The sequence below is a fragment of the Pseudomonas sp. MYb60 genome (assembly GCF_002979555.1).
GTDB lineage: Bacteria > Pseudomonadota > Gammaproteobacteria > Pseudomonadales > Pseudomonadaceae > Aquipseudomonas.
Window position 1 is genome coordinate 47534 of sequence record NZ_PCOZ01000016.1, and the last position, 16621, is coordinate 64154.

Sequence of the window (16621 nt, forward strand, 5' to 3'; positions counted from 1 at the left end):
CTACTTCGAAAGATTCAGAACAACCACCGTCGTCTATTGTCCTAATGCCTTGTGTCTATAAAGGCACCCACTGAGACTCGGTTATGTTTGGCCGAAGGCTTGTGTCATGATGATCCGACCGCAGGTTAGTCGTCCTCTTCCTATATGAATAGATCTTCCGCGTTGCTCCTTGCTTTTGTCTTCCTCAGCGGCTGCCAGGCTATGGCCCCCGTGTCGCCGGACGGTACGCCGCCGGTGGAAGACAGCACCCCCGCCCCTGAAAAGCCCAAGGTTTATTCCTCGTTCAGTGAAGAAACGGTGTTCAGCCTGCTGAGCGCGGAGCTGGCCGGCCAGCGTAATCGCTTCGACATTGCGCTGGATAACTACGTAACCCAGGCCATCAACACCCAGGATCCAGGGATTTCGGAGCGGGCGTTTCGCATTGCCGAGTACCTGGGCGCCGATCAGGCTGCGCTGGATACCTCGCTGATCTGGGCGAAAAACGCACCGGACGATCTCGAAGCGCAACGCGCGGCGGCTGTGCAGTTGGCGCGGGCAGGCCGCTATGACGACTCCATGGTGTATATGGAGAAAGTCTTGCAGGGCAAGGGCGACACCCATTTCGACTTCCTCGCGCTGTCGGCTGCCGACACCGACCAGGACACTCGCAATGGCCTGATGAAGAGTTTCGACCGCCTGTTGCAAAAACATCCGAAGAACAGCCAGCTGATTTTTGGCAAGGCCTTGCTGCTGCAACAGGACGACGAGTCCGACGCCGCGCTGAAGCTGTTGGAGCAAAATCCGCCGGAAGAAGGCGAGATCGCGCCGATCCTGTTGCGCGCACGCCTGCTGCAAAGTTTGAATCGCGGCAAGGAAGCGATTCCCCTGCTGGAAAAAAGCATCAAGAAATACCCGGACGACAAACGCCTGCGCCTGACCTACGCGCGCATGCTGGTCGAGCAGGACCGCATGGAGGACGCCAAGGTGCAGTTCGCCAATCTGGTCCAGCAATACCCGGACGATGACGAACTGCGTTATTCCCTGGCGCTGGTGTGCCTGGAAGCCAAGGCCTGGGACGAGGCCAAGGGCTACCTGGAGGAGCTGATCGCACGGGAGAGCCATGTGGATTCGGCGCACTTGAACCTCGGCCGCATCGCCGAGGAACGCAACGACCCGCAGGCCGCCCTGCTTGAATATGCCCAGGTCGGCCCCGGCAATGATTATCTGCCGGCGCAGTTGCGCCAGGCCGATATCCTGATGAGCAACGGCCGCACCGACGAAGCGGAAAAACGCCTGACCGCCGCACGGGATGCCGAGCCGGACTACGCCATCCAGCTTTATCTGATCCAGGCCGAGACCTTGTCGGCCAATAACCAAGGCGACCGCGCCTGGAAGCTGTTGCAACAAGCGTTGCTGCAGTTCCCCGACGACTTGAACCTGCTCTATACCCGCGCCATGCAGGCGGAAAAGCGCAATGACCTGACGCAGATGGAAAAAGACCTGCGCCTGATCATCAAGCGCGACCCGGACAACGCCATGGCACTCAACGCCCTGGGTTACACCTTGTCCGACCGCACCACGCGTTATGCCGAAGCCAAGGACCTGATCGAACAGGCCCACAAGCTCAACCCGGAAGACCCGGCCGTCCTGGACAGCCTGGGCTGGGTGAATTACCGCCTGGGCAACCTCGACGAAGCCGAGCGCTTGCTGCGCCTGGCCCTGGACCGTTTCCCCGACCAGGAAGTCGCCGCGCACCTGGGCGAAGTGCTGTGGGCCAATGGCAAGCAGCGCGAGGCCCGTCAAATCTGGGAAAAATTCCTCAAGGAACAACCCGAAAGCCCCATCCTGCGCAGCACCATCAAGCGCCTGACCGGATCCGAGACCCTTTAAGCATATGTTCTTGCGCCACGTTGTAGTGTTCAGTCTCATCGCCCTGCTCGCCGGTTGCGCGGGCTTCGGTTCCCGTGAATCCGTTGAAGGCCAGGGCAACCCGGCGCAATGGAAACAGCACAAGGACCAGCTCGCCAGCATCGATGGCTGGCAGATCGAGGGCAAAGTCGGGGTTCGCGCGCCGAAGGATTCCGGCAGCGGCACCCTGTTCTGGCTGCAACGCCAGGACTATTACGACATTCGCCTGTCGGGCCCACTGGGCCGTGGTGCGGCACGCCTGACCGGCCGCCCGGGACAGGTCAGCCTCGAAGTGGCCAACCAGGGGCGCTATGAAGCCGCTTCGCCGGAAGCGCTGCTGGAAGAACAGATTGGCTGGAAATTGCCGGTGTCCCATCTGGTCTGGTGGGTACGTGGCCTGCCCGCGCCCGACAGCAAGAGTCGGCTGACCCTCAACGGCGACAGTCGCCTGGCGACGCTGGAGCAGGATGGTTGGCAGGTCGAGTACCTGAGCTACGTGGAGCAAGGGGGTTATTGGTTGCCCGAGCGCATCAAACTGCATGGCACCGACCTTGACGTCACCCTGGTGATCAAGGACTGGCAACCACGCAAGCTGGGGCAATGACGTGTCCGCACAAAAACTGACCCTGCCCTCCCCCGCCAAGCTCAATCTGATGCTGCACATCCTGGGGCGCCGTGAAGACGGCTACCACGAACTGCAGACACTGTTTCAATTTCTCGATTACGGCGATGAACTCACGTTCGCCGTGCGCGACGATGGCGTGATCCAACTGCACACCGAATTCGAAGGCGTACCCCACGACAGCAATCTGATCGTGAGGGCCGCGAAAAAACTTCAGGAACAATCCGGCTGTTCGCAGGGCATCGACATCTGGATCGATAAAATCCTGCCCATGGGCGGTGGTATCGGCGGCGGCAGCTCGAATGCCGCGACCACCTTGCTGGGTCTCAATCACTTGTGGCAGCTGGGCTGGGACGCTGATCGCCTGGCGGCGCTGGGCCTGACGCTGGGCGCCGATGTCCCGGTTTTCGTGCGCGGACACGCCGCATTTGCTGAGGGTGTCGGCGAGAAACTGACCCCTGTAGAGCCCGAAGAGCCGTGGTATGTCGTGCTTGTCCCGCAAGTATCTGTAAGTACAGCAGAAATTTTTTCAGATCCGTTGTTGACACGTAACTCTTCTCCCATTAAAGTGCGCCCCGTTCCCAAGGGAAACAGTCGAAATGACTGCTTACCGGTTGTAGCAAGGCGTTATCCAGAGGTACGTAACGCTTTGAATTTGTTAGGTAAATTTACCGAAGCAAAATTAACCGGAACTGGAAGTTGTGTGTTTGGGGGCTTCCCAAGCAAAGCTGAAGCTGATAAAGTCTCGGCCCTTCTTACAGAGACCCTTACAGGGTTTGTAGCAAAGGGAAGCAACGTTTCGATGTTGCATCGCAAGCTGCAAAGTCTGCTCTAAAGGAACCGAGTGTTAGGCACTCGTTGCAACAGATACAGGGGCGTCGCCAAGCGGTAAGGCAGCAGGTTTTGATCCTGCCATGCGTTGGTTCGAATCCAGCCGCCCCTGCCATTTTCTATACTCATCCAGGTTACCCTCAGCCTCTAGGTACTGCGCGTGTCCAAGATGATGGTCTTTACGGGGAATGCTAACCCCGATCTGGCTCGGCGTGTCGTACGTCAGCTGCATATCCCTCTCGGTGACATCTCTGTCGGTAAATTCTCCGACGGCGAAATTACAGCCGAGATCAATGAAAACGTCCGCGGTAAAGACGTCTTCATTATTCAGCCGACCTGCGCTCCGACCAACGATAACCTGATGGAACTCGTCGTGATGGCTGATGCCTTCCGCCGCTCCTCAGCGACTCGAATCACAGCTGTAATCCCTTACTTTGGTTATGCCCGTCAGGATCGCCGTCCGCGTTCCGCACGTGTGGCTATCAGCGCGAAAGTCGTTGCTGACATGCTCACCGTGGTAGGCATCGACCGTGTTCTCACGGTTGACCTGCACGCTGACCAAATCCAGGGGTTCTTCGATATTCCGGTAGATAACATCTACGGCTCCCCCGTATTGGTGGATGACATCGAAGACCAGCGCTTTGAAAACCTGATGATCGTGTCCCCGGACATTGGTGGCGTCGTGCGTGCACGGGCTGTTGCCAAATCCCTGGGCGTGGACCTCGGGATCATCGACAAACGCCGTGAGAAAGCCAATCACTCTGAAGTGATGCATATCATCGGTGATGTCGAAGGGCGTACCTGTATTCTGGTTGATGACATGGTCGACACCGCCGGCACCCTGTGCCACGCGGCAAAAGCCTTGAAAGAGCACGGTGCGGCTAAAGTCTTCGCCTACTGCACACACCCTGTGCTGTCGGGCCGAGCGATCGAGAACATCGAGAATTCCGTGCTGGACGAACTGGTGGTGACCAACACCATCCCGTTGTCCGCCGCTGCTCAAGCCTGTGCGCGTATCCGTCAACTGGATATCGCACCGGTCGTTGCCGAAGCGGTCCGCCGCATCAGCAATGAAGAATCGATCAGCGCGATGTTCCGTTAAGGGTCAAACCTTCGGAACACCTCACTGACGAAAAGCGCCCCGCCCCAGCATTCTGTTGGGGCGGGGCTTTTTTGCCCATATCGCCTTTAGCGCTGGTCGCAAACGCTGGGGCGAATGTGGTTATTTTGGAGATACAACATGAACGATTTTACTCTGAATGCTGAAGTGCGTTCCGACCTGGGGAAAGGTGCGAGCCGCCGCCTGCGTCGTCTCGCAAGCCTGGTTCCAGCTGTAGTTTACGGTGGCGACAAAGCCCCTGAATCCATCAGCATGCTGGCTAAAGAAGTTGCCAAACTGCTCGAAAACGATGCTGCCTACAGCCACGTTATCGAACTGAACGTTGGCGGCAAGAAGCAGAACGTAATCATCAAGGCTCTGCAACGTCACCCGTCCAAGGGTCACGTACTGCACGCTGACTTCGTCCGCGTCGTAGCTGGCCAGAAACTGACCGCTATCGTGCCTGTGCACTTTGTTGGTGAAGAAGCTCCGGTCAAGAAAGGCGGCGAGATCTCGCACGTCCTGAACGAAATCGAAGTATCTTGCCTGCCGAAAGATCTGCCTGAGTTCATCGAAGTCGACCTGTCGGCTCTGGAAATCGGCGCGATCGTTCACCTGTCCGACCTCAAAGCGCCTAAAGGCGTTGAGTTCGTTGCACTGGCTCACGGTGACGACAAAGCTGTTGCAAACGTACACGCTCCACGCGTTGCTCCAGAAGCTGAAGAAGGCGCTGCAGAGTAATTCACTCTGTATTGCCGGAGCTTGAGGAAACATCGCGGACCGGAACGTAGCGAGAAAGCGGGCGATAACGCGGCGTTTACTCTTGAGTAAATGATGTAGAGTCGTCCACTTTCGCCGCACGCTTGTCGGCGATGTTATCCACAACTCCAAAGGAAGGGCCCCTGTCGTGACTGCCATTAAACTGATCGTTGGCCTGGGAAATCCAGGCGCCGAATACGAACAGACCCGGCATAACGCGGGGGCCCTTTTTGTTGAGCGCATCGCCCACGCGCAAGGTGTGAACCTTGTGGCCGATCGCAAATATTTCGGCCTGACCGGGCGCTTCTCGCATCAGGGTCAGGATGTTCGTCTGCTGATTCCCACCACCTACATGAACCGCAGCGGCCAGGCCGTCGCGGCGCTTGCGAATTTCTTCCGGATCAAACCCGAGGAAATCCTGGTGGCCCATGACGAACTGGACCTGCCACCCGGCGTAGCCAAGCTCAAGCTCGGCGGCGGGCATGGCGGGCACAATGGCCTGCGCGACATCATCGCGCAGTTGGGCAATCAGAATAATTTCTACCGTCTGCGGCTCGGCATTGGCCACCCAGGCGTTGCCAGTATGGTTTCAAATTTCGTCCTGGGTCGTGCGCCACGCGCCGAACAGGAAAAACTCGATGCCAGCATCGACTTTGCCCTCGGCGTGCTGCCGGATATCTTCGCCGGTGAATGGAACCGCGCGATGAAAAACCTGCACAGCCAGAAGGCCTGACTCTTACCGAGGGGAAACACCATGGGATTCAATTGCGGCATCGTCGGCCTGCCCAACGTCGGCAAATCCACCCTGTTCAACGCCCTGACCAAGTCCGGTATTGCGGCGGAGAACTTCCCCTTCTGCACCATCGAACCCAACAGCGGTATCGTGCCGATGCCGGATCCACGCCTGGACGCCCTGGCGGCCATCGTCAATCCCAAGCGCATCCTGCCAACCACCATGGAATTCGTCGACATCGCGGGCCTAGTCGCCGGCGCGTCGAAAGGTGAAGGCCTGGGCAACAAGTTCCTGGCCAACATCCGCGAAACCGATGCCATCGCCCACGTGGTCCGCTGCTTTGAAGACGAGAACGTGATTCACGTCTCCAACAGCGTTGACCCGAAACGCGACATTGAGATCATCGACCTGGAACTGATCTTCGCCGACCTCGACAGCTGCGAAAAGCAACTGCAGAAAGTCGCACGCAACGCCAAGGGCGGTGACAAGGACGCAGTGGTCCAGAAAGGCCTGCTGGAGCAGTTGATCGCACACTTCACCGAAGGCAAGCCGGCACGCAGCCTGATGAAGAACATGGGCGCTGACGAGAAGGCCGTGATCAAGGGCTTCCACCTGCTGACCACCAAGCCGGTGATGTACATCGCCAACGTTGCTGAAGACGGCTTCGAAAACAACCCGCTGCTGGACGTGGTCAAGGCCATCGCCGACGAAGAAGGCGCGATCGTGGTACCGGTGTGCAACAAGATCGAAGCGGAAATTGCCGAGCTCGATGACGGCGAAGAGAAAGACATGTTCCTCGAGGCCCTGGGCCTGGAAGAGCCTGGCCTGAACCGCGTGATCCGCGCCGGCTACGAAATGCTCAACCTGCAGACCTACTTCACCGCCGGTGTCGAAGAAGTTCGCGCCTGGACCGTCAAGGTCGGCGCCACCGCGCCACAGGCCGCCGGCGTGATCCACACCGACTTCGAAAAAGGCTTTATCCGTGCAGAAGTGATCGCCTATAACGATTTCATCCAGTTCAAGGGTGAAGCCGGTGCGAAAGAGGCAGGCAAGTGGCGTTTGGAAGGCAAGGAATACATCGTGAAAGACGGTGATGTGATGCACTTCCGTTTTAACGTGTAACCGCTAGAGTTGCTAAAAAGCCGATGCCCTGCATCGGCTTTTTTGTGCCTGCTCACTTTTAACGCTACGTTCAAACCAAACATTAAGCCCATGCCTACATCAAAACAGGAATACTTAGCTGAATAACAACAGGATTGAAAAAACGCTGTTTCTCAGCAAATTCTCCTACATCATCTTGCCCCATGCCTTACTTACAATCACGAGGACAAGCCCAAAAATCTCACTCTACTGATCCGCACCAAAAGCGCTTATCCCGCAATAGTCGAGCAGCAATACTTATGACGGACGTGTGCCATCAACCCATCAGAGCTGACCTATTTTTCATTGAGGATCTCGACGTTGAAAGCACACTCAACGCTACCGCCACACTCGATGTTGACGTCCTGTTGCTCGGAGAAACCGGTACTGGGAAAGACACACTGGCAGAGCGGTTCCACCGATTGTCTGGTCGACGTGGAAACTTTGTCGCAGTGAACTGCGCCGCTATCCCAGAGAGCCTCGCAGAAAGCCAGTTGTTCGGTGTAAACAGCGGTGCGTTCACTGGCGCCGTACAGTCCCGCGCCGGATTTATCGAAGCGGCACACTTGGGCACCCTTTACCTTGATGAAATCGACAGCATGCCACTTGTCCTGCAAGCCAAGCTGCTCCGGGCACTGGAGTCCCGAGGTGTAGAACGATTAGGTTCAACCCGATTCATCCCGGTCGACATGCGTGTTATCGCATCGGCACAGCATTCACTCGACAAGATGGTCGAAGAGGGTACGTTCAGACGAGACCTTTACTTCCGACTCAATGTCGTCAATATCCGGCTTCCTCCTCTGCGGGATCGACGCGAGCTCATCATTCCGCTGTTCCTGAATATGATCAGACAGGAAGCGGAGGCCTTCAAGCTACCCGTACAGCCGCCCGCAGGCTCATTGCTGCAGCAACTGCTCTGCCACCGATGGCTGGGTAATGTTCGCGAGCTTCGCTCATCTGCCAAACGCTACATTTTGGGCCTGACCCCGCTCACTACCAGCCTTGCACCGTACACCGAGATGAATTTGAAGGCGCGCCTGCAACAGATTGAAAAAGCATTGATCGAAGAGTCGCTGCAGCGTCATGAATATAGCGTCGACAGTGCAGCGACAGATCTCGGACTGGCCCGCCGCACGCTTTACTATCGAATTAATCAGCTGGAAATATTACTTCGTTGAAATCAACTATAGCACTGTAAATTTATTCGAAGCCGTTACCTGAGACTTTAAACACCCCCGAAACATCTACATACATATACATTGTTTAGGGCTGGAACGAATCTCAACCTTTAAGCCACTTAGGATACGAGCAGTTACGACTGATCAAAACATCGCAGTCGCAGAATAAACGGCTGTGAACACCCGCTTATCTATTTAAAGGTGACGTTATGATTCCATCAGGTACAGGTTCGGCAGACGCTGTGGCAGCATGGGCCAGGCAAGAAAACGAAAAAATTGCTATGCAAAAATTAGTTGAGGGCGTTCAGGACGCGAAAACAAACCAACTAATCGACAGCAATACCTCGAAACAAACAACAGCCGGCAAAGTACGGTATCCCTCTTAATCGATACTGACCTCCCCAGCTTGTGCTGGGGGGGTGCTATTGTCATCCCCAGTGCTGCTATCGTCAGGTTCAAGGGAGCTCCCTATGTACATCACCCATGCAGAACTCTTGAAAAAAAGGTCAAACGCAGAAGATGTTGAATCTCCCGCTGCGTTCAACGATACGACCGATAGCAATTTTTTCAGCGCGCAACTCAATCTCACCGCAGAGAACTACAAAAAAACCTCCCCTTCGACAGCTGACAACAGCTTCAACCTGGGCGTTCCTGAGTCGTCGTTCAGAAGAGTGAGAAGAGGCATAGATGACAGGCTGCGGAACAAGTCGACCAAGGAGTCCAACGCACTGCCACAAACATTGGCCCTCGCGAACTTTGAAGTAGTGAGTCGAGTCAAGGTGCTTGGCATGCTGGTGAAGGGCATCGATAAAGTTTCGAACCTGGGATAGCCACATGCATCGCTATCTTTACTTCGCGGTCTTGTGTTTTTCGACAGTGATGCTCGCCGGATGCGGCGATAATGTAGAACTCCATCGCAAGCTCTCAGAGCAGGAAGCCAACGAGGTCATTGCCGAGTTGGCCGACAAGCAGATCCGCGCCCAGAAGATCCCGGCGAAAGACGGTGTGGTAGTGCGCGTTCGGACAAACGACATCAGCCGAGCGGTTCGCACGCTGGAGGCTGTCGGGCTACCCAAAGCCGGTCGCTCCACCTTGGGAGACATCTTTCGCAAGGAGGGTGTAATTTCAACCCCGCTGGAAGAACGGGCACGCTATATCTATGCATTGTCCCAAGAACTGGAAGCCACGCTGTCGAATATCGATGGCGTGATTGTTGCTCGGGTACATGTTGTCCTGCCCGAACGAGTCGCGCCCGGAGAACCGGTACAACCGGCGTCCGCTTCAGTGTTCATAAAGCATGATCCGCGACTGGAACCTGACAACATTCAACCACGTGTGCGAAGGATGGTTGCAAGCAGTATTCCCGGTATGGCGTCAGCGATAGAAAACACGCAAAAACTGACCGTCGTCTTCGTACCGGCCACCACCTATCAAGAAAAGCAGCAACTGACCTATCTCGGGCCCTTTCTGGTTCCGGAGCAGGACCTCGTATTCTGGCGTAACAGTATCCTGGCACCCTTTGTCGTCTTAATGCTGGGAGGCATTGCCTGGTTAGTCTGGCGCCGACGAGACACGCACATTCAGCCGACAAAGCCTGCAATCGTTTCCCCGCATGAATAAAGATCTCATGTGGGTTCAATGGTGGTTTTTTCCATGGAAAGACGCGCACCACGATTGGTACATGCACAGCGGCTTTGTGGAAACAGCGATGCTTTCACGCACTCATCATCACCGGGTGAGCCTTTTGTTCGAAATCGAGCCCGAGCTTCCTTCCCGCCCTTGCGACCCTATAGTGCAATGGGTGCTGACCTGTAGTGCGCCACAACAAGACCTCGCCCTTTTGTTGGTCAAGGAAATTGACAATCCCAGCCACGACAACCGCCTGAACCGGGAGCAGCACCTCTGGTGCCAGCGCCTGACCAAGGCACTGACAACAGACGTACTGTTCCCGGCGAATGTTGACGACCCGCTGCATTACCTGCGCGCCTGGGTGTCACCCGCCATCTGGCAGAGGTTGCGCCTGAGCTTTGCCCGTCAGCGAGTGCTTGAGCTGGAATCACATCCCAGGCTACTCAATACCCACGGTCGCCTGGACACCATATGGCAAGCCGCGCTGTGGCGTGCAACGTCATCCATTGGAAGCGAAACCCTGCGCCAGCCCTCGTGAGATACCCAGTATGTTCTGCTCCAAGAAAATCGAGTTGCATACCGTTAACACTCAGCTGCCGTCCGTGTTGATCCCTAGGGAGATGCTTGCCGACTTCACCCAGGCCAGCGAGTTGATCGAGTACGCTCAAGCCCAGGCAAACACGCTCCTTCAACAAGCTCAAGCCCAGTGCGAGCATGTAATGGAGGCTGCCGGCCAGCAATTCTGGCAACGCGCCACCCCCCTGCTGCAGCGCTGGGAGTCGGAACGTCAGGCGATGCATGACAGCCTGGAGCATGTCGCCACTTCGGTGATCAACAACGCCATCAGGGGGCTGCTGGATGAGACCCTGCCCGCTCAACGTGTCAGGGCTCTACTCAACCAACTGCTGGCAGCTCAACTGCCGCCTGTCAGGGCGACCCTGCTGTGTCATCCCCAAGACCGGGAAACCGTCGAGCGTTGGCTCGCCTGCCTGGACGATGTGCCGTGGACACTGCGGGTCGAACATGAAGTCAGCGCCCAGTCACTGTTGCTCGAGACAGAAGACGGTGGTTTTCATATCAATTGGGTCGATGCCCTTGACCACCTGACACCTTCCACCGCCAGTCTCACCCTCAAGTAACCCCTGATATCGAAGCGTGCAGTTTTTTCGACCAAATACCCCGGACGATGGAACCTGTTACACATTCGCCGCCACACATGGGGTATCGACCTACTGGAGAAAACCCATGATTGGTGAAGACCGGCTACTCCCAAGGCTCTACCGGGAAATGGCCCAGGACGAAATAAACTTCAAGAAGCTCGGCAATGACGTGCAAGACCTGGAAGAGCTGGGAGCGGTGTTCAGCCAGATGACCCAGCAATCCCTCGACATGGCCAGGAAATCATCAATGGCCTCAGCCTGGAACAGCTTGAAACACGAGACGATCAACTATGTTCTCGCACACAGCAGCTAGCGACTGGCTCAACCCCTTGCTCGATTGCTTGCATGGCCATCAACCACAGGCCCAACTGTGTGAAAGCGACGACGAACTGAATCTGCATTGCCATGAAAATCATCTGCTGCTGCGTATCCAACTGACTCGTCCTGGTCTTGCAAATTACCCCTTGCAGGTCTGGCAACGCCTCGGAGAAGCCAGCCTGGCGCATTTCAAGGGTGCACTTGCTCTGTGTCCCGCGACAGGCCATCTGTGGCTGGTGCAAGGCCTGCCACGGGGCTGCAGTCAGTACCAACCGTTGAGCGCCGTCGAAGCACTCCTCACCCAACGCGACACCTGGCGCAGTGTCGTCGCTCGCCAGGCGAGTCCTGCCAGCAAGCTCCAACCTGTCGCGTTGCGCCAGCGACTGCACTGAAATAGAGATCCTGCCATGTCTACCCAAAACCACCAGCGCTCCGGCTTGCACTCAAGCCTGCCCGTTATCGTTACGACGCGCGCACGCTGGCACAGCCTGCTCGCCCTGCCCTTGCTGCTGTTGCCGCTGCACAGCAGCCTGGCGGCCATCCCCGCCGAATGGAAAAACACCGCCTACGCTTATGAGGCCGAACACAAGCCTCTACGCGACGTACTTGAAGACTTCGCCCAGACTTTCGGCACCCAACTGCAAATCGAGGGCCTGCTGGAAGGCAACGTCAACGGTAAAATCCGCGCGAACACCCCGCAGTCAATGCTGGACAGGCTGGGCGTTGAGCACCGTTTCCAGTGGTACCTGTACAACAACACGCTCTATGTCAGCACGCTGGATCAGCAGGAGTCAGCACGCCTTGAGGTGTCCTCCGATACCATTGCCGACCTCAAGCAGGCCCTCACCGATATCGGCTTGCTCGACAGCCGTTTCGGTTGGGGCGAATTGGCGGAGGACGGTGTGGTACTGGTCTCTGGCCCCAAGCGCTACATCGAGCAGATCAAGCAGTTCAGCAGCAAACGCCGTTCGCAGGATGAAAAGCAGAGCGTACTGAGCTACCCGCTGAAGTTCGCCAATGCTGCGGATCGCCAGGTGGATTACCGCGGAGAAAAATACAACGTTCCCGGCGTCGCCAGTATTTTACGGCAGCTGTTGGAGCCACGCGCCCTTTCGCAACTCCCTGGGCTGGGCCAACAACCCGCCTCCCAACCTGCACCCCTTACACCGAACGTGCCCCGACTGGGCAACCCGTTGCTGGGCCAAATGCTCGGTGCGAATGGCAATACAAGCCAGCTGGGCATGGGCTCGACGTCGGTCCCACGCGCCCCCTTATCCAACAGTCGAATACGCGTAGAAGCCGATGTACGCAACAACGCCGTACTGATCTACGACCTCCCCGAGCGTCAGGCGATGTACCGCGAGTTGATCACCCAACTCGACGTCGCGCGCAAGCTGGTGGAAATCGACGCGATCATCCTCGATATCGAGCGCACGCAGTTACGCGAGTTCGGGATCAAGTGGGGCTTCCAGAACAGCCGTTTCAGCGGGGGTGCCGATGTGTCGCCGGGCACGTCACAGTTGTCGATCGAAAAGCGCGAAAGCTTCAATGCCGATATCCGGGCACTGGAAGCCAAAGGGTTGGCAACCATGGTCTCCAACCCTTCGGTGCTGACCCTGGAAAACCAGCCCGCCGTGATCGACTTCAACCGCACCCAATACCTGACGGCCGGCAGCGAGTACGCGACCATCCTGCCCGTTACTGTGGGCACCAGTTTCCAGGTGGTACCTCGGGTCATCACCAGCCGGGGTGGGCACCAGATTCATTTGGTGGTCGACATCGAGGACGGTAATTTCGACGATTCCAACAACAGCCCCGGCAACCTCGATGTCCGCCGAGGCAAGGTCAGTACGCAGGCGGTGATGGAGGAAAAACGTTCGATGGTAGTCGGCGGTTTCCACGTCACCGAAAGCACTGACCGACAGAATAAGGTGCCTCTGCTGGGCGATATCCCCTTGCTGGGCAAGGCACTGTTTTCCTCCACCGAACGCAAGAGCAATCGCCGTGAACGCCTGTTCATCCTGACGCCACGGGTGATCGGCGACCAGGCAGACCCATCGCGCTACCTGCCCCAGGCCGACCAGGCTGAACTGCAGGCCGCCCTTGCCCCACTGGCCAGGCGCTATGAGCCGCATCAGCCGGTGATCAAACGCAGCGACATCACCAGCACCCTGGCTCACCTGGTCAGCGGCGAGGTCCCCAAGGCGTTCAAGTCGGCGCCGATGCCCCTGGGCTTGAACACCCTGTGCAGCACCCGCGACTTGCTGGCGGTGAATACAGAACGCAGCCAATGGTACGCCGGCCCGCAATACAACGTGGCCGTGGTGGTGGTGCGCAACCAGTTCAAGCGCAATGTGCGTATCGACGAAAAGGAATGCAGCAACGCCCAGACCCTCGCCGTCAGCATCTGGCCACGGGCGTGGCTCAAGCCTGGCGAGGAGGCCGAAGTGTTTATCGCGATGCGCCCTGTCGTGAAGGATGAGCACATCGGTACACCCCGCCCTTCCCTGATCACCCCTGCCAAGAAGGCCACGCCATGAAACATCGCCTATTGAGTATCACCCTGATGGGCGCAGCGCTGCTGGTCGTCGGGTGTACGCCTACCTGCAAGGGCGACTCCTGCTCTCGCCCACAATCGTCCACGGATAAGTTGGTGATCTGGTGGCCACCGCAGATGCGCGTGGAGCCCGGCCCGGCCGGCGAGCGCGCGGACTATCAAACGGTGTCGCTGGAACGATGAATCCGCATGGGCTGCCCGACGATGGCATGGGGGCATTCCTGGACAACCTGGTGAGCGGTATTCCTGCTCGCCAGGTGCTCCACCCCGGTATTCAAGCCTGCTCATTGATGGCCGGCAATCGGCCAGGGCTGGCCCTGCAGGTTGCCCGGGAATCAGTCCAGACGGGACAACTCCAGCGGGTGTTGGAGCGGCGCTTCGAACACGCCGTGATCTTCGATGGCTGTTACGTCTACCTCGATGCCGAGGGCACCCTGGTGATCTGGCATGCACTCCCTACACAGCGCGATGCGCTCGAACACGTGCTGGACCGCCTGCTATCGCTGGCCAACCTCGACGCTCTAATCCCACTTTCGAGCCGCTGATCAACGCTGTTCGAGCTCCGGCAACTCCAGCGTCTCGCGCTTGGCCTCATCATCCAGTTCGCGCAGGGTCCGGTAGATGATCGCCACGGCCTGCAGGGTTTCCCTCGGAATACTGGCGCCCAGCTTTTTGGTGTACAGGGTACGAGCCAGCCATACGCACTGGATCACGGGCACGTCGGCGACCTTTGCCCTGTGGATCAGCGCGCGCGCGTCGTCATCGGTACCTTTGCACACCAACAGGGGCAACGGCGTCTTGCCTGGGCGGTAATACAAGGCCACCGCAAAGTGCGTGGGGTTGACCACCAGCATGTCGGCCTCCTCCAGCTTGGGCAACTTGACCTTGGGTTCTTCGTTGGCCAGTTGATAGGCCAACGAGCGCCGCTGGCCTTTGACATGGGGGTCGCCCTCCATGTCCTTGTACTCCTTGGTGACCTCCACCTGGGTCATGCGCATGCGTTTGGCGAAGAAGTGCTTTTGCATGGCCATGTCGATCAGCGCCAGCACCAGCAGCAATCCCAGGCAGGCATGCAACAGGTACCGGAAGAGTTCGATCAAGGCCGAGATATAGGTTTGCAGGTCACTGGTAGCGAGGTTGATCAGCGTGCCCAACGATGGCTTGATCACGACAAACAGAATCAAACCGATGAGCAGTGCCTTGGCGATACTCATCAACAGGTTCATCACCGACTGGGCAGAAAACATCTGCTTGAGTTGACTCATGGGGTTGAGGCGGTTGAAGTCGAGCTTCAACACCTCCGGCGCAAACAGAAAACCGAACTGCATCCAGCTGCTGATCAGCTTCATGGCAATCGCTACGCCTGCCATCAGCAGGGCGAACGAGAAAAACACTGTCAGCCCCTCCACCAGCACCTCTTCCAACGCTCGCGCAAAGGGCTGGGACAGACGGGACATTGGCAGTGTCATCAGTTGCTGAAAGCGTTGCAGGCTGGTCTCGGCGCTCCACAGGGCGATCTCGCTGATGGCGGTCAAGCCCAGCAACTTGCCTACATCCTGGCTTTGGGAAATCTGACCTTTCTTGCGTTGATCGCGCAGTTTCTTGGCCGAGGCCGGGTGCTTTTTTTCGCCTGAATCACTCATGGCGTCGGCCCCTTGAACATCAGCCCCAGCGAGTGCTTGAGATCGCCGAGCAGGTCCATGCGGCCGACGATCAAGTCCTGCAGCAGCGCGAAGTACAGCAGCAGGATACCGATGCCCGCCAGGCATTTGACCGGCGGTGCCAAGGTACTCACCTGCAGTTGCTGGCTGTAGACGCCCAACAGCGCGATACCGAATTCCAGCAGCAACAGCACCGCGATAAAGGGCGCGGCGTAGAGCATCATGTGCATGAAGGTGTCGCTGAGCAATCCCAGGAACAGACCAAGCCCGTTGGGCCCAGGCAACGGGAACCACACGGTGGGCGGCCAGATCAGGTAGCTGTCCCAGATCACCTGGGTCAACGCGCCCAGGCCCAGGGTGATCATCAGCAGGTAAATCGCCAACTGCTTGAACAGATGCCCCAGTGGCGTTGCATCCGGGCCCAGTGACGGGTTGAGCTGACCACCGGCCAGGGCACCGCGCTGGTTATCCAGCAGTGCGCCCACCGACTCGAACATCCAGAACGGCATCGACAGCAGCACCCCCAGCAACACGCCCAGGATCGCCTCCTTGATGATCAGCCCGCTGACCATCAGCGTGGACAACTCCTGGCCAGCCAGCGCTGCATGAATCCCAGGCGCCGGCAACAGCGCCATGACCATCACGATGACGTGCCGGGGCATGCCACGGATGTGTTGAAAACAGAATGCCGCCACCAGGAACGCGCAGGGGTAGATGCGCGCCATGCCGATGATCAGACTGGGCAGGTATTCCAGATACGGCAGCAAAGGTCGGCCTCAGTTCAGGGCCGAACGGCCGATCATGTCGAAGGTCAGGTTGATCAACTGGATCAACTCGACGCCAATCCAGCGGCCCGTCAGGATCAATGTGATCCCCACTGCCACCAGCTTGATACCGAAGGGCAGCGTCTGGTCCTGCACCTGCATCAGCGCCTGCACCAACGACGTCATGACCCCCACCACCACCGCCACAATCAACGGTGGCGCTGACAGCAAAACCACCAGCAACATGCCCTGCTTGAACAGCACAATCGGTTCCATAGGGTAC

General features: G+C 57.7%; 20 protein-coding genes and 1 tRNA gene. 18 read left to right on the top strand and 3 right to left on the bottom strand.

Features of this window, described 5'->3' with window-relative positions; all coding sequences use genetic code 11:
• The first annotated feature begins 144 nt into the window (after nucleotides 1–144).
• The 18 genes from CQ041_RS21500 to CQ041_RS21585 all read left to right on the top strand — a co-directional run bounded on the left by CQ041_RS21500 (nucleotide 145) and on the right by CQ041_RS21585 (nucleotide 14458).
• Complete coding sequence (locus tag CQ041_RS21500; protein ID WP_105524334.1) at nucleotides 145–1869, top strand: tetratricopeptide repeat protein; 1725 nt, start codon at nucleotides 145–147, stop codon at nucleotides 1867–1869.
• A gap of 4 nt (nucleotides 1870–1873) precedes the next feature.
• Nucleotides 1874–2491 (top strand): lipoprotein insertase outer membrane protein LolB, encoded by a 618-nt coding sequence (lolB, locus tag CQ041_RS21505; RefSeq protein WP_105524335.1) that lies wholly within the window; start codon nucleotides 1874–1876, stop codon nucleotides 2489–2491.
• Nucleotides 2492–2540: 49 nt separating this feature from the next.
• Complete coding sequence (ispE, locus tag CQ041_RS21510) at nucleotides 2541–3344, top strand: 4-(cytidine 5'-diphospho)-2-C-methyl-D-erythritol kinase (RefSeq protein ID WP_231501210.1); 804 nt, start codon at nucleotides 2541–2543, stop codon at nucleotides 3342–3344.
• A gap of 36 nt (nucleotides 3345–3380) precedes the next feature.
• Nucleotides 3381–3455, top strand: a tRNA-Gln gene (locus CQ041_RS21515).
• A gap of 45 nt (nucleotides 3456–3500) precedes the next feature.
• Entirely contained in the window at nucleotides 3501–4442 is a 942-nt protein-coding gene (locus tag CQ041_RS21520; protein ID WP_003171603.1) for a ribose-phosphate pyrophosphokinase, read from the top strand.
• 138 nt (nucleotides 4443–4580) lie between these two features.
• Nucleotides 4581–5180, top strand: coding sequence for a 50S ribosomal protein L25/general stress protein Ctc (locus CQ041_RS21525; protein WP_105524337.1), 600 nt, complete (start codon nucleotides 4581–4583; stop codon nucleotides 5178–5180).
• 166 nt (nucleotides 5181–5346) lie between these two features.
• Nucleotides 5347–5931 (top strand): aminoacyl-tRNA hydrolase, encoded by a 585-nt coding sequence (gene pth / locus CQ041_RS21530; RefSeq protein ID WP_017735148.1) that lies wholly within the window; start codon nucleotides 5347–5349, stop codon nucleotides 5929–5931.
• 21 nt (nucleotides 5932–5952) lie between these two features.
• On the top strand, nucleotides 5953–7053 hold the full coding sequence (ychF, locus tag CQ041_RS21535) for a redox-regulated ATPase YchF (protein WP_003171595.1): 1101 nt from the start codon (nucleotides 5953–5955) through the stop codon (nucleotides 7051–7053).
• Between the two features lie 278 nt (nucleotides 7054–7331).
• Complete coding sequence (locus CQ041_RS21540) at nucleotides 7332–8249, top strand: sigma 54-interacting transcriptional regulator (RefSeq protein ID WP_105524338.1); 918 nt, start codon at nucleotides 7332–7334, stop codon at nucleotides 8247–8249.
• 470 nt (nucleotides 8250–8719) lie between these two features.
• Nucleotides 8720–9079: a hypothetical protein gene (locus tag CQ041_RS21545; RefSeq protein ID WP_105524339.1), complete on the top strand. Its 360-nt coding sequence runs from the start codon at nucleotides 8720–8722 to the stop codon at nucleotides 9077–9079.
• A gap of 4 nt (nucleotides 9080–9083) precedes the next feature.
• Nucleotides 9084–9869: a type III secretion system inner membrane ring lipoprotein SctJ gene (sctJ, locus tag CQ041_RS21550; RefSeq protein WP_105524340.1), complete on the top strand. Its 786-nt coding sequence runs from the start codon at nucleotides 9084–9086 to the stop codon at nucleotides 9867–9869.
• Nucleotides 9862–10416, top strand: a complete 555-nt coding sequence (locus tag CQ041_RS21555) for a type III secretion protein (RefSeq protein ID WP_105524341.1) — start codon at nucleotides 9862–9864, stop codon at nucleotides 10414–10416. The genes sctJ and CQ041_RS21555 overlap by 8 nt, the downstream gene beginning before the upstream one ends.
• 10 nt (nucleotides 10417–10426) lie before the next feature.
• Nucleotides 10427–11017, top strand: coding sequence for a type III secretion system stator protein SctL (sctL, locus tag CQ041_RS21560; RefSeq protein WP_105524342.1), 591 nt, complete (start codon nucleotides 10427–10429; stop codon nucleotides 11015–11017).
• Between the two features lie 106 nt (nucleotides 11018–11123).
• A complete protein-coding gene (locus CQ041_RS21565; protein ID WP_105524343.1) occupies nucleotides 11124–11351 on the top strand; it encodes a hypothetical protein in 228 nt (75 codons plus the stop codon).
• The gene (locus CQ041_RS26250; RefSeq protein ID WP_146116088.1) at nucleotides 11329–11748 is read left to right on the top strand and encodes a type III secretion protein; all 420 of its coding nucleotides are present in this window, start codon (nucleotides 11329–11331) and stop codon (nucleotides 11746–11748) included. Before CQ041_RS21565 ends, CQ041_RS26250 begins: the two co-directional genes overlap by 23 nt.
• Nucleotides 11749–11763: 15 nt before the next feature.
• The gene (gene sctC, locus CQ041_RS21575) at nucleotides 11764–13896 is read left to right on the top strand and encodes a type III secretion system outer membrane ring subunit SctC (RefSeq protein WP_105524345.1); all 2133 of its coding nucleotides are present in this window, start codon (nucleotides 11764–11766) and stop codon (nucleotides 13894–13896) included.
• Nucleotides 13893–14096: an HrpT family type III secretion system protein gene (gene hrpT / locus CQ041_RS21580; RefSeq protein ID WP_105524346.1), complete on the top strand. Its 204-nt coding sequence runs from the start codon at nucleotides 13893–13895 to the stop codon at nucleotides 14094–14096. Before sctC ends, hrpT begins: the two co-directional genes overlap by 4 nt.
• Entirely contained in the window at nucleotides 14093–14458 is a 366-nt protein-coding gene (locus CQ041_RS21585; protein WP_105524347.1) for a transcriptional regulator, read from the top strand. Before hrpT ends, CQ041_RS21585 begins: the two co-directional genes overlap by 4 nt.
• Here the strand turns inward: CQ041_RS21585 and sctU are convergent, their stop codons facing one another.
• From sctU to sctS, 3 genes are read right to left on the bottom strand one after another with little or no spacing between them, the layout of a single operon-like run.
• Nucleotides 14459–15556, bottom strand: coding sequence for a type III secretion system export apparatus subunit SctU (gene sctU / locus CQ041_RS21590; protein ID WP_105524348.1), 1098 nt, complete (start codon nucleotides 15554–15556; stop codon nucleotides 14459–14461).
• Complete coding sequence (gene sctT / locus CQ041_RS21595) at nucleotides 15553–16341, bottom strand: type III secretion system export apparatus subunit SctT (RefSeq protein WP_105524349.1); 789 nt, start codon at nucleotides 16339–16341, stop codon at nucleotides 15553–15555. Before sctT ends, sctU begins: the two co-directional genes overlap by 4 nt.
• Nucleotides 16342–16350: 9 nt before the next feature.
• Nucleotides 16351–16614: a type III secretion system export apparatus subunit SctS gene (gene sctS, locus CQ041_RS21600; protein ID WP_105524350.1), complete on the bottom strand. Its 264-nt coding sequence runs from the start codon at nucleotides 16612–16614 to the stop codon at nucleotides 16351–16353.
• Nucleotides 16615–16621: the final 7 nt, after the last annotated feature.

What these genes read in the sequence shown, in the direction of transcription:
- sctC (WP_105524345.1), top strand. Translation starts at nt 11,764, where the DNA reads ATGTCTACCCAAAACCACCAGCGCTCCGGCTTGCACTCAAGCCTGCCC.
- CQ041_RS26250 (WP_146116088.1), top strand. Translation starts at nt 11,329, where the DNA reads ATGTTCTCGCACACAGCAGCTAGCGACTGGCTCAACCCCTTGCTCGAT.
- lolB (WP_105524335.1), top strand. Translation starts at nt 1,874, where the DNA reads ATGTTCTTGCGCCACGTTGTAGTGTTCAGTCTCATCGCCCTGCTCGCC.
- CQ041_RS21565 (WP_105524343.1), top strand. Translation starts at nt 11,124, where the DNA reads ATGATTGGTGAAGACCGGCTACTCCCAAGGCTCTACCGGGAAATGGCC.
- CQ041_RS21585 (WP_105524347.1), top strand. Translation starts at nt 14,093, where the DNA reads ATGAATCCGCATGGGCTGCCCGACGATGGCATGGGGGCATTCCTGGAC.
- CQ041_RS21500 (WP_105524334.1), top strand. Translation starts at nt 145, where the DNA reads ATGAATAGATCTTCCGCGTTGCTCCTTGCTTTTGTCTTCCTCAGCGGC.
- hrpT (WP_105524346.1), top strand. Translation starts at nt 13,893, where the DNA reads ATGAAACATCGCCTATTGAGTATCACCCTGATGGGCGCAGCGCTGCTG.
- sctS (WP_105524350.1), bottom strand. Translation starts at nt 16,614, where the DNA reads ATGGAACCGATTGTGCTGTTCAAGCAGGGCATGTTGCTGGTGGTTTTG.
- CQ041_RS21555 (WP_105524341.1), top strand. Translation starts at nt 9,862, where the DNA reads ATGAATAAAGATCTCATGTGGGTTCAATGGTGGTTTTTTCCATGGAAA.
- sctL (WP_105524342.1), top strand. Translation starts at nt 10,427, where the DNA reads ATGTTCTGCTCCAAGAAAATCGAGTTGCATACCGTTAACACTCAGCTG.
- sctU (WP_105524348.1), bottom strand. Translation starts at nt 15,556, where the DNA reads ATGAGTGATTCAGGCGAAAAAAAGCACCCGGCCTCGGCCAAGAAACTG.
- ispE (WP_231501210.1), top strand. Translation starts at nt 2,541, where the DNA reads ATGCTGCACATCCTGGGGCGCCGTGAAGACGGCTACCACGAACTGCAG.
- CQ041_RS21525 (WP_105524337.1), top strand. Translation starts at nt 4,581, where the DNA reads ATGAACGATTTTACTCTGAATGCTGAAGTGCGTTCCGACCTGGGGAAA.
- sctJ (WP_105524340.1), top strand. Translation starts at nt 9,084, where the DNA reads ATGCATCGCTATCTTTACTTCGCGGTCTTGTGTTTTTCGACAGTGATG.
- ychF (WP_003171595.1), top strand. Translation starts at nt 5,953, where the DNA reads ATGGGATTCAATTGCGGCATCGTCGGCCTGCCCAACGTCGGCAAATCC.
- CQ041_RS21540 (WP_105524338.1), top strand. Translation starts at nt 7,332, where the DNA reads ATGACGGACGTGTGCCATCAACCCATCAGAGCTGACCTATTTTTCATT.
- CQ041_RS21545 (WP_105524339.1), top strand. Translation starts at nt 8,720, where the DNA reads ATGTACATCACCCATGCAGAACTCTTGAAAAAAAGGTCAAACGCAGAA.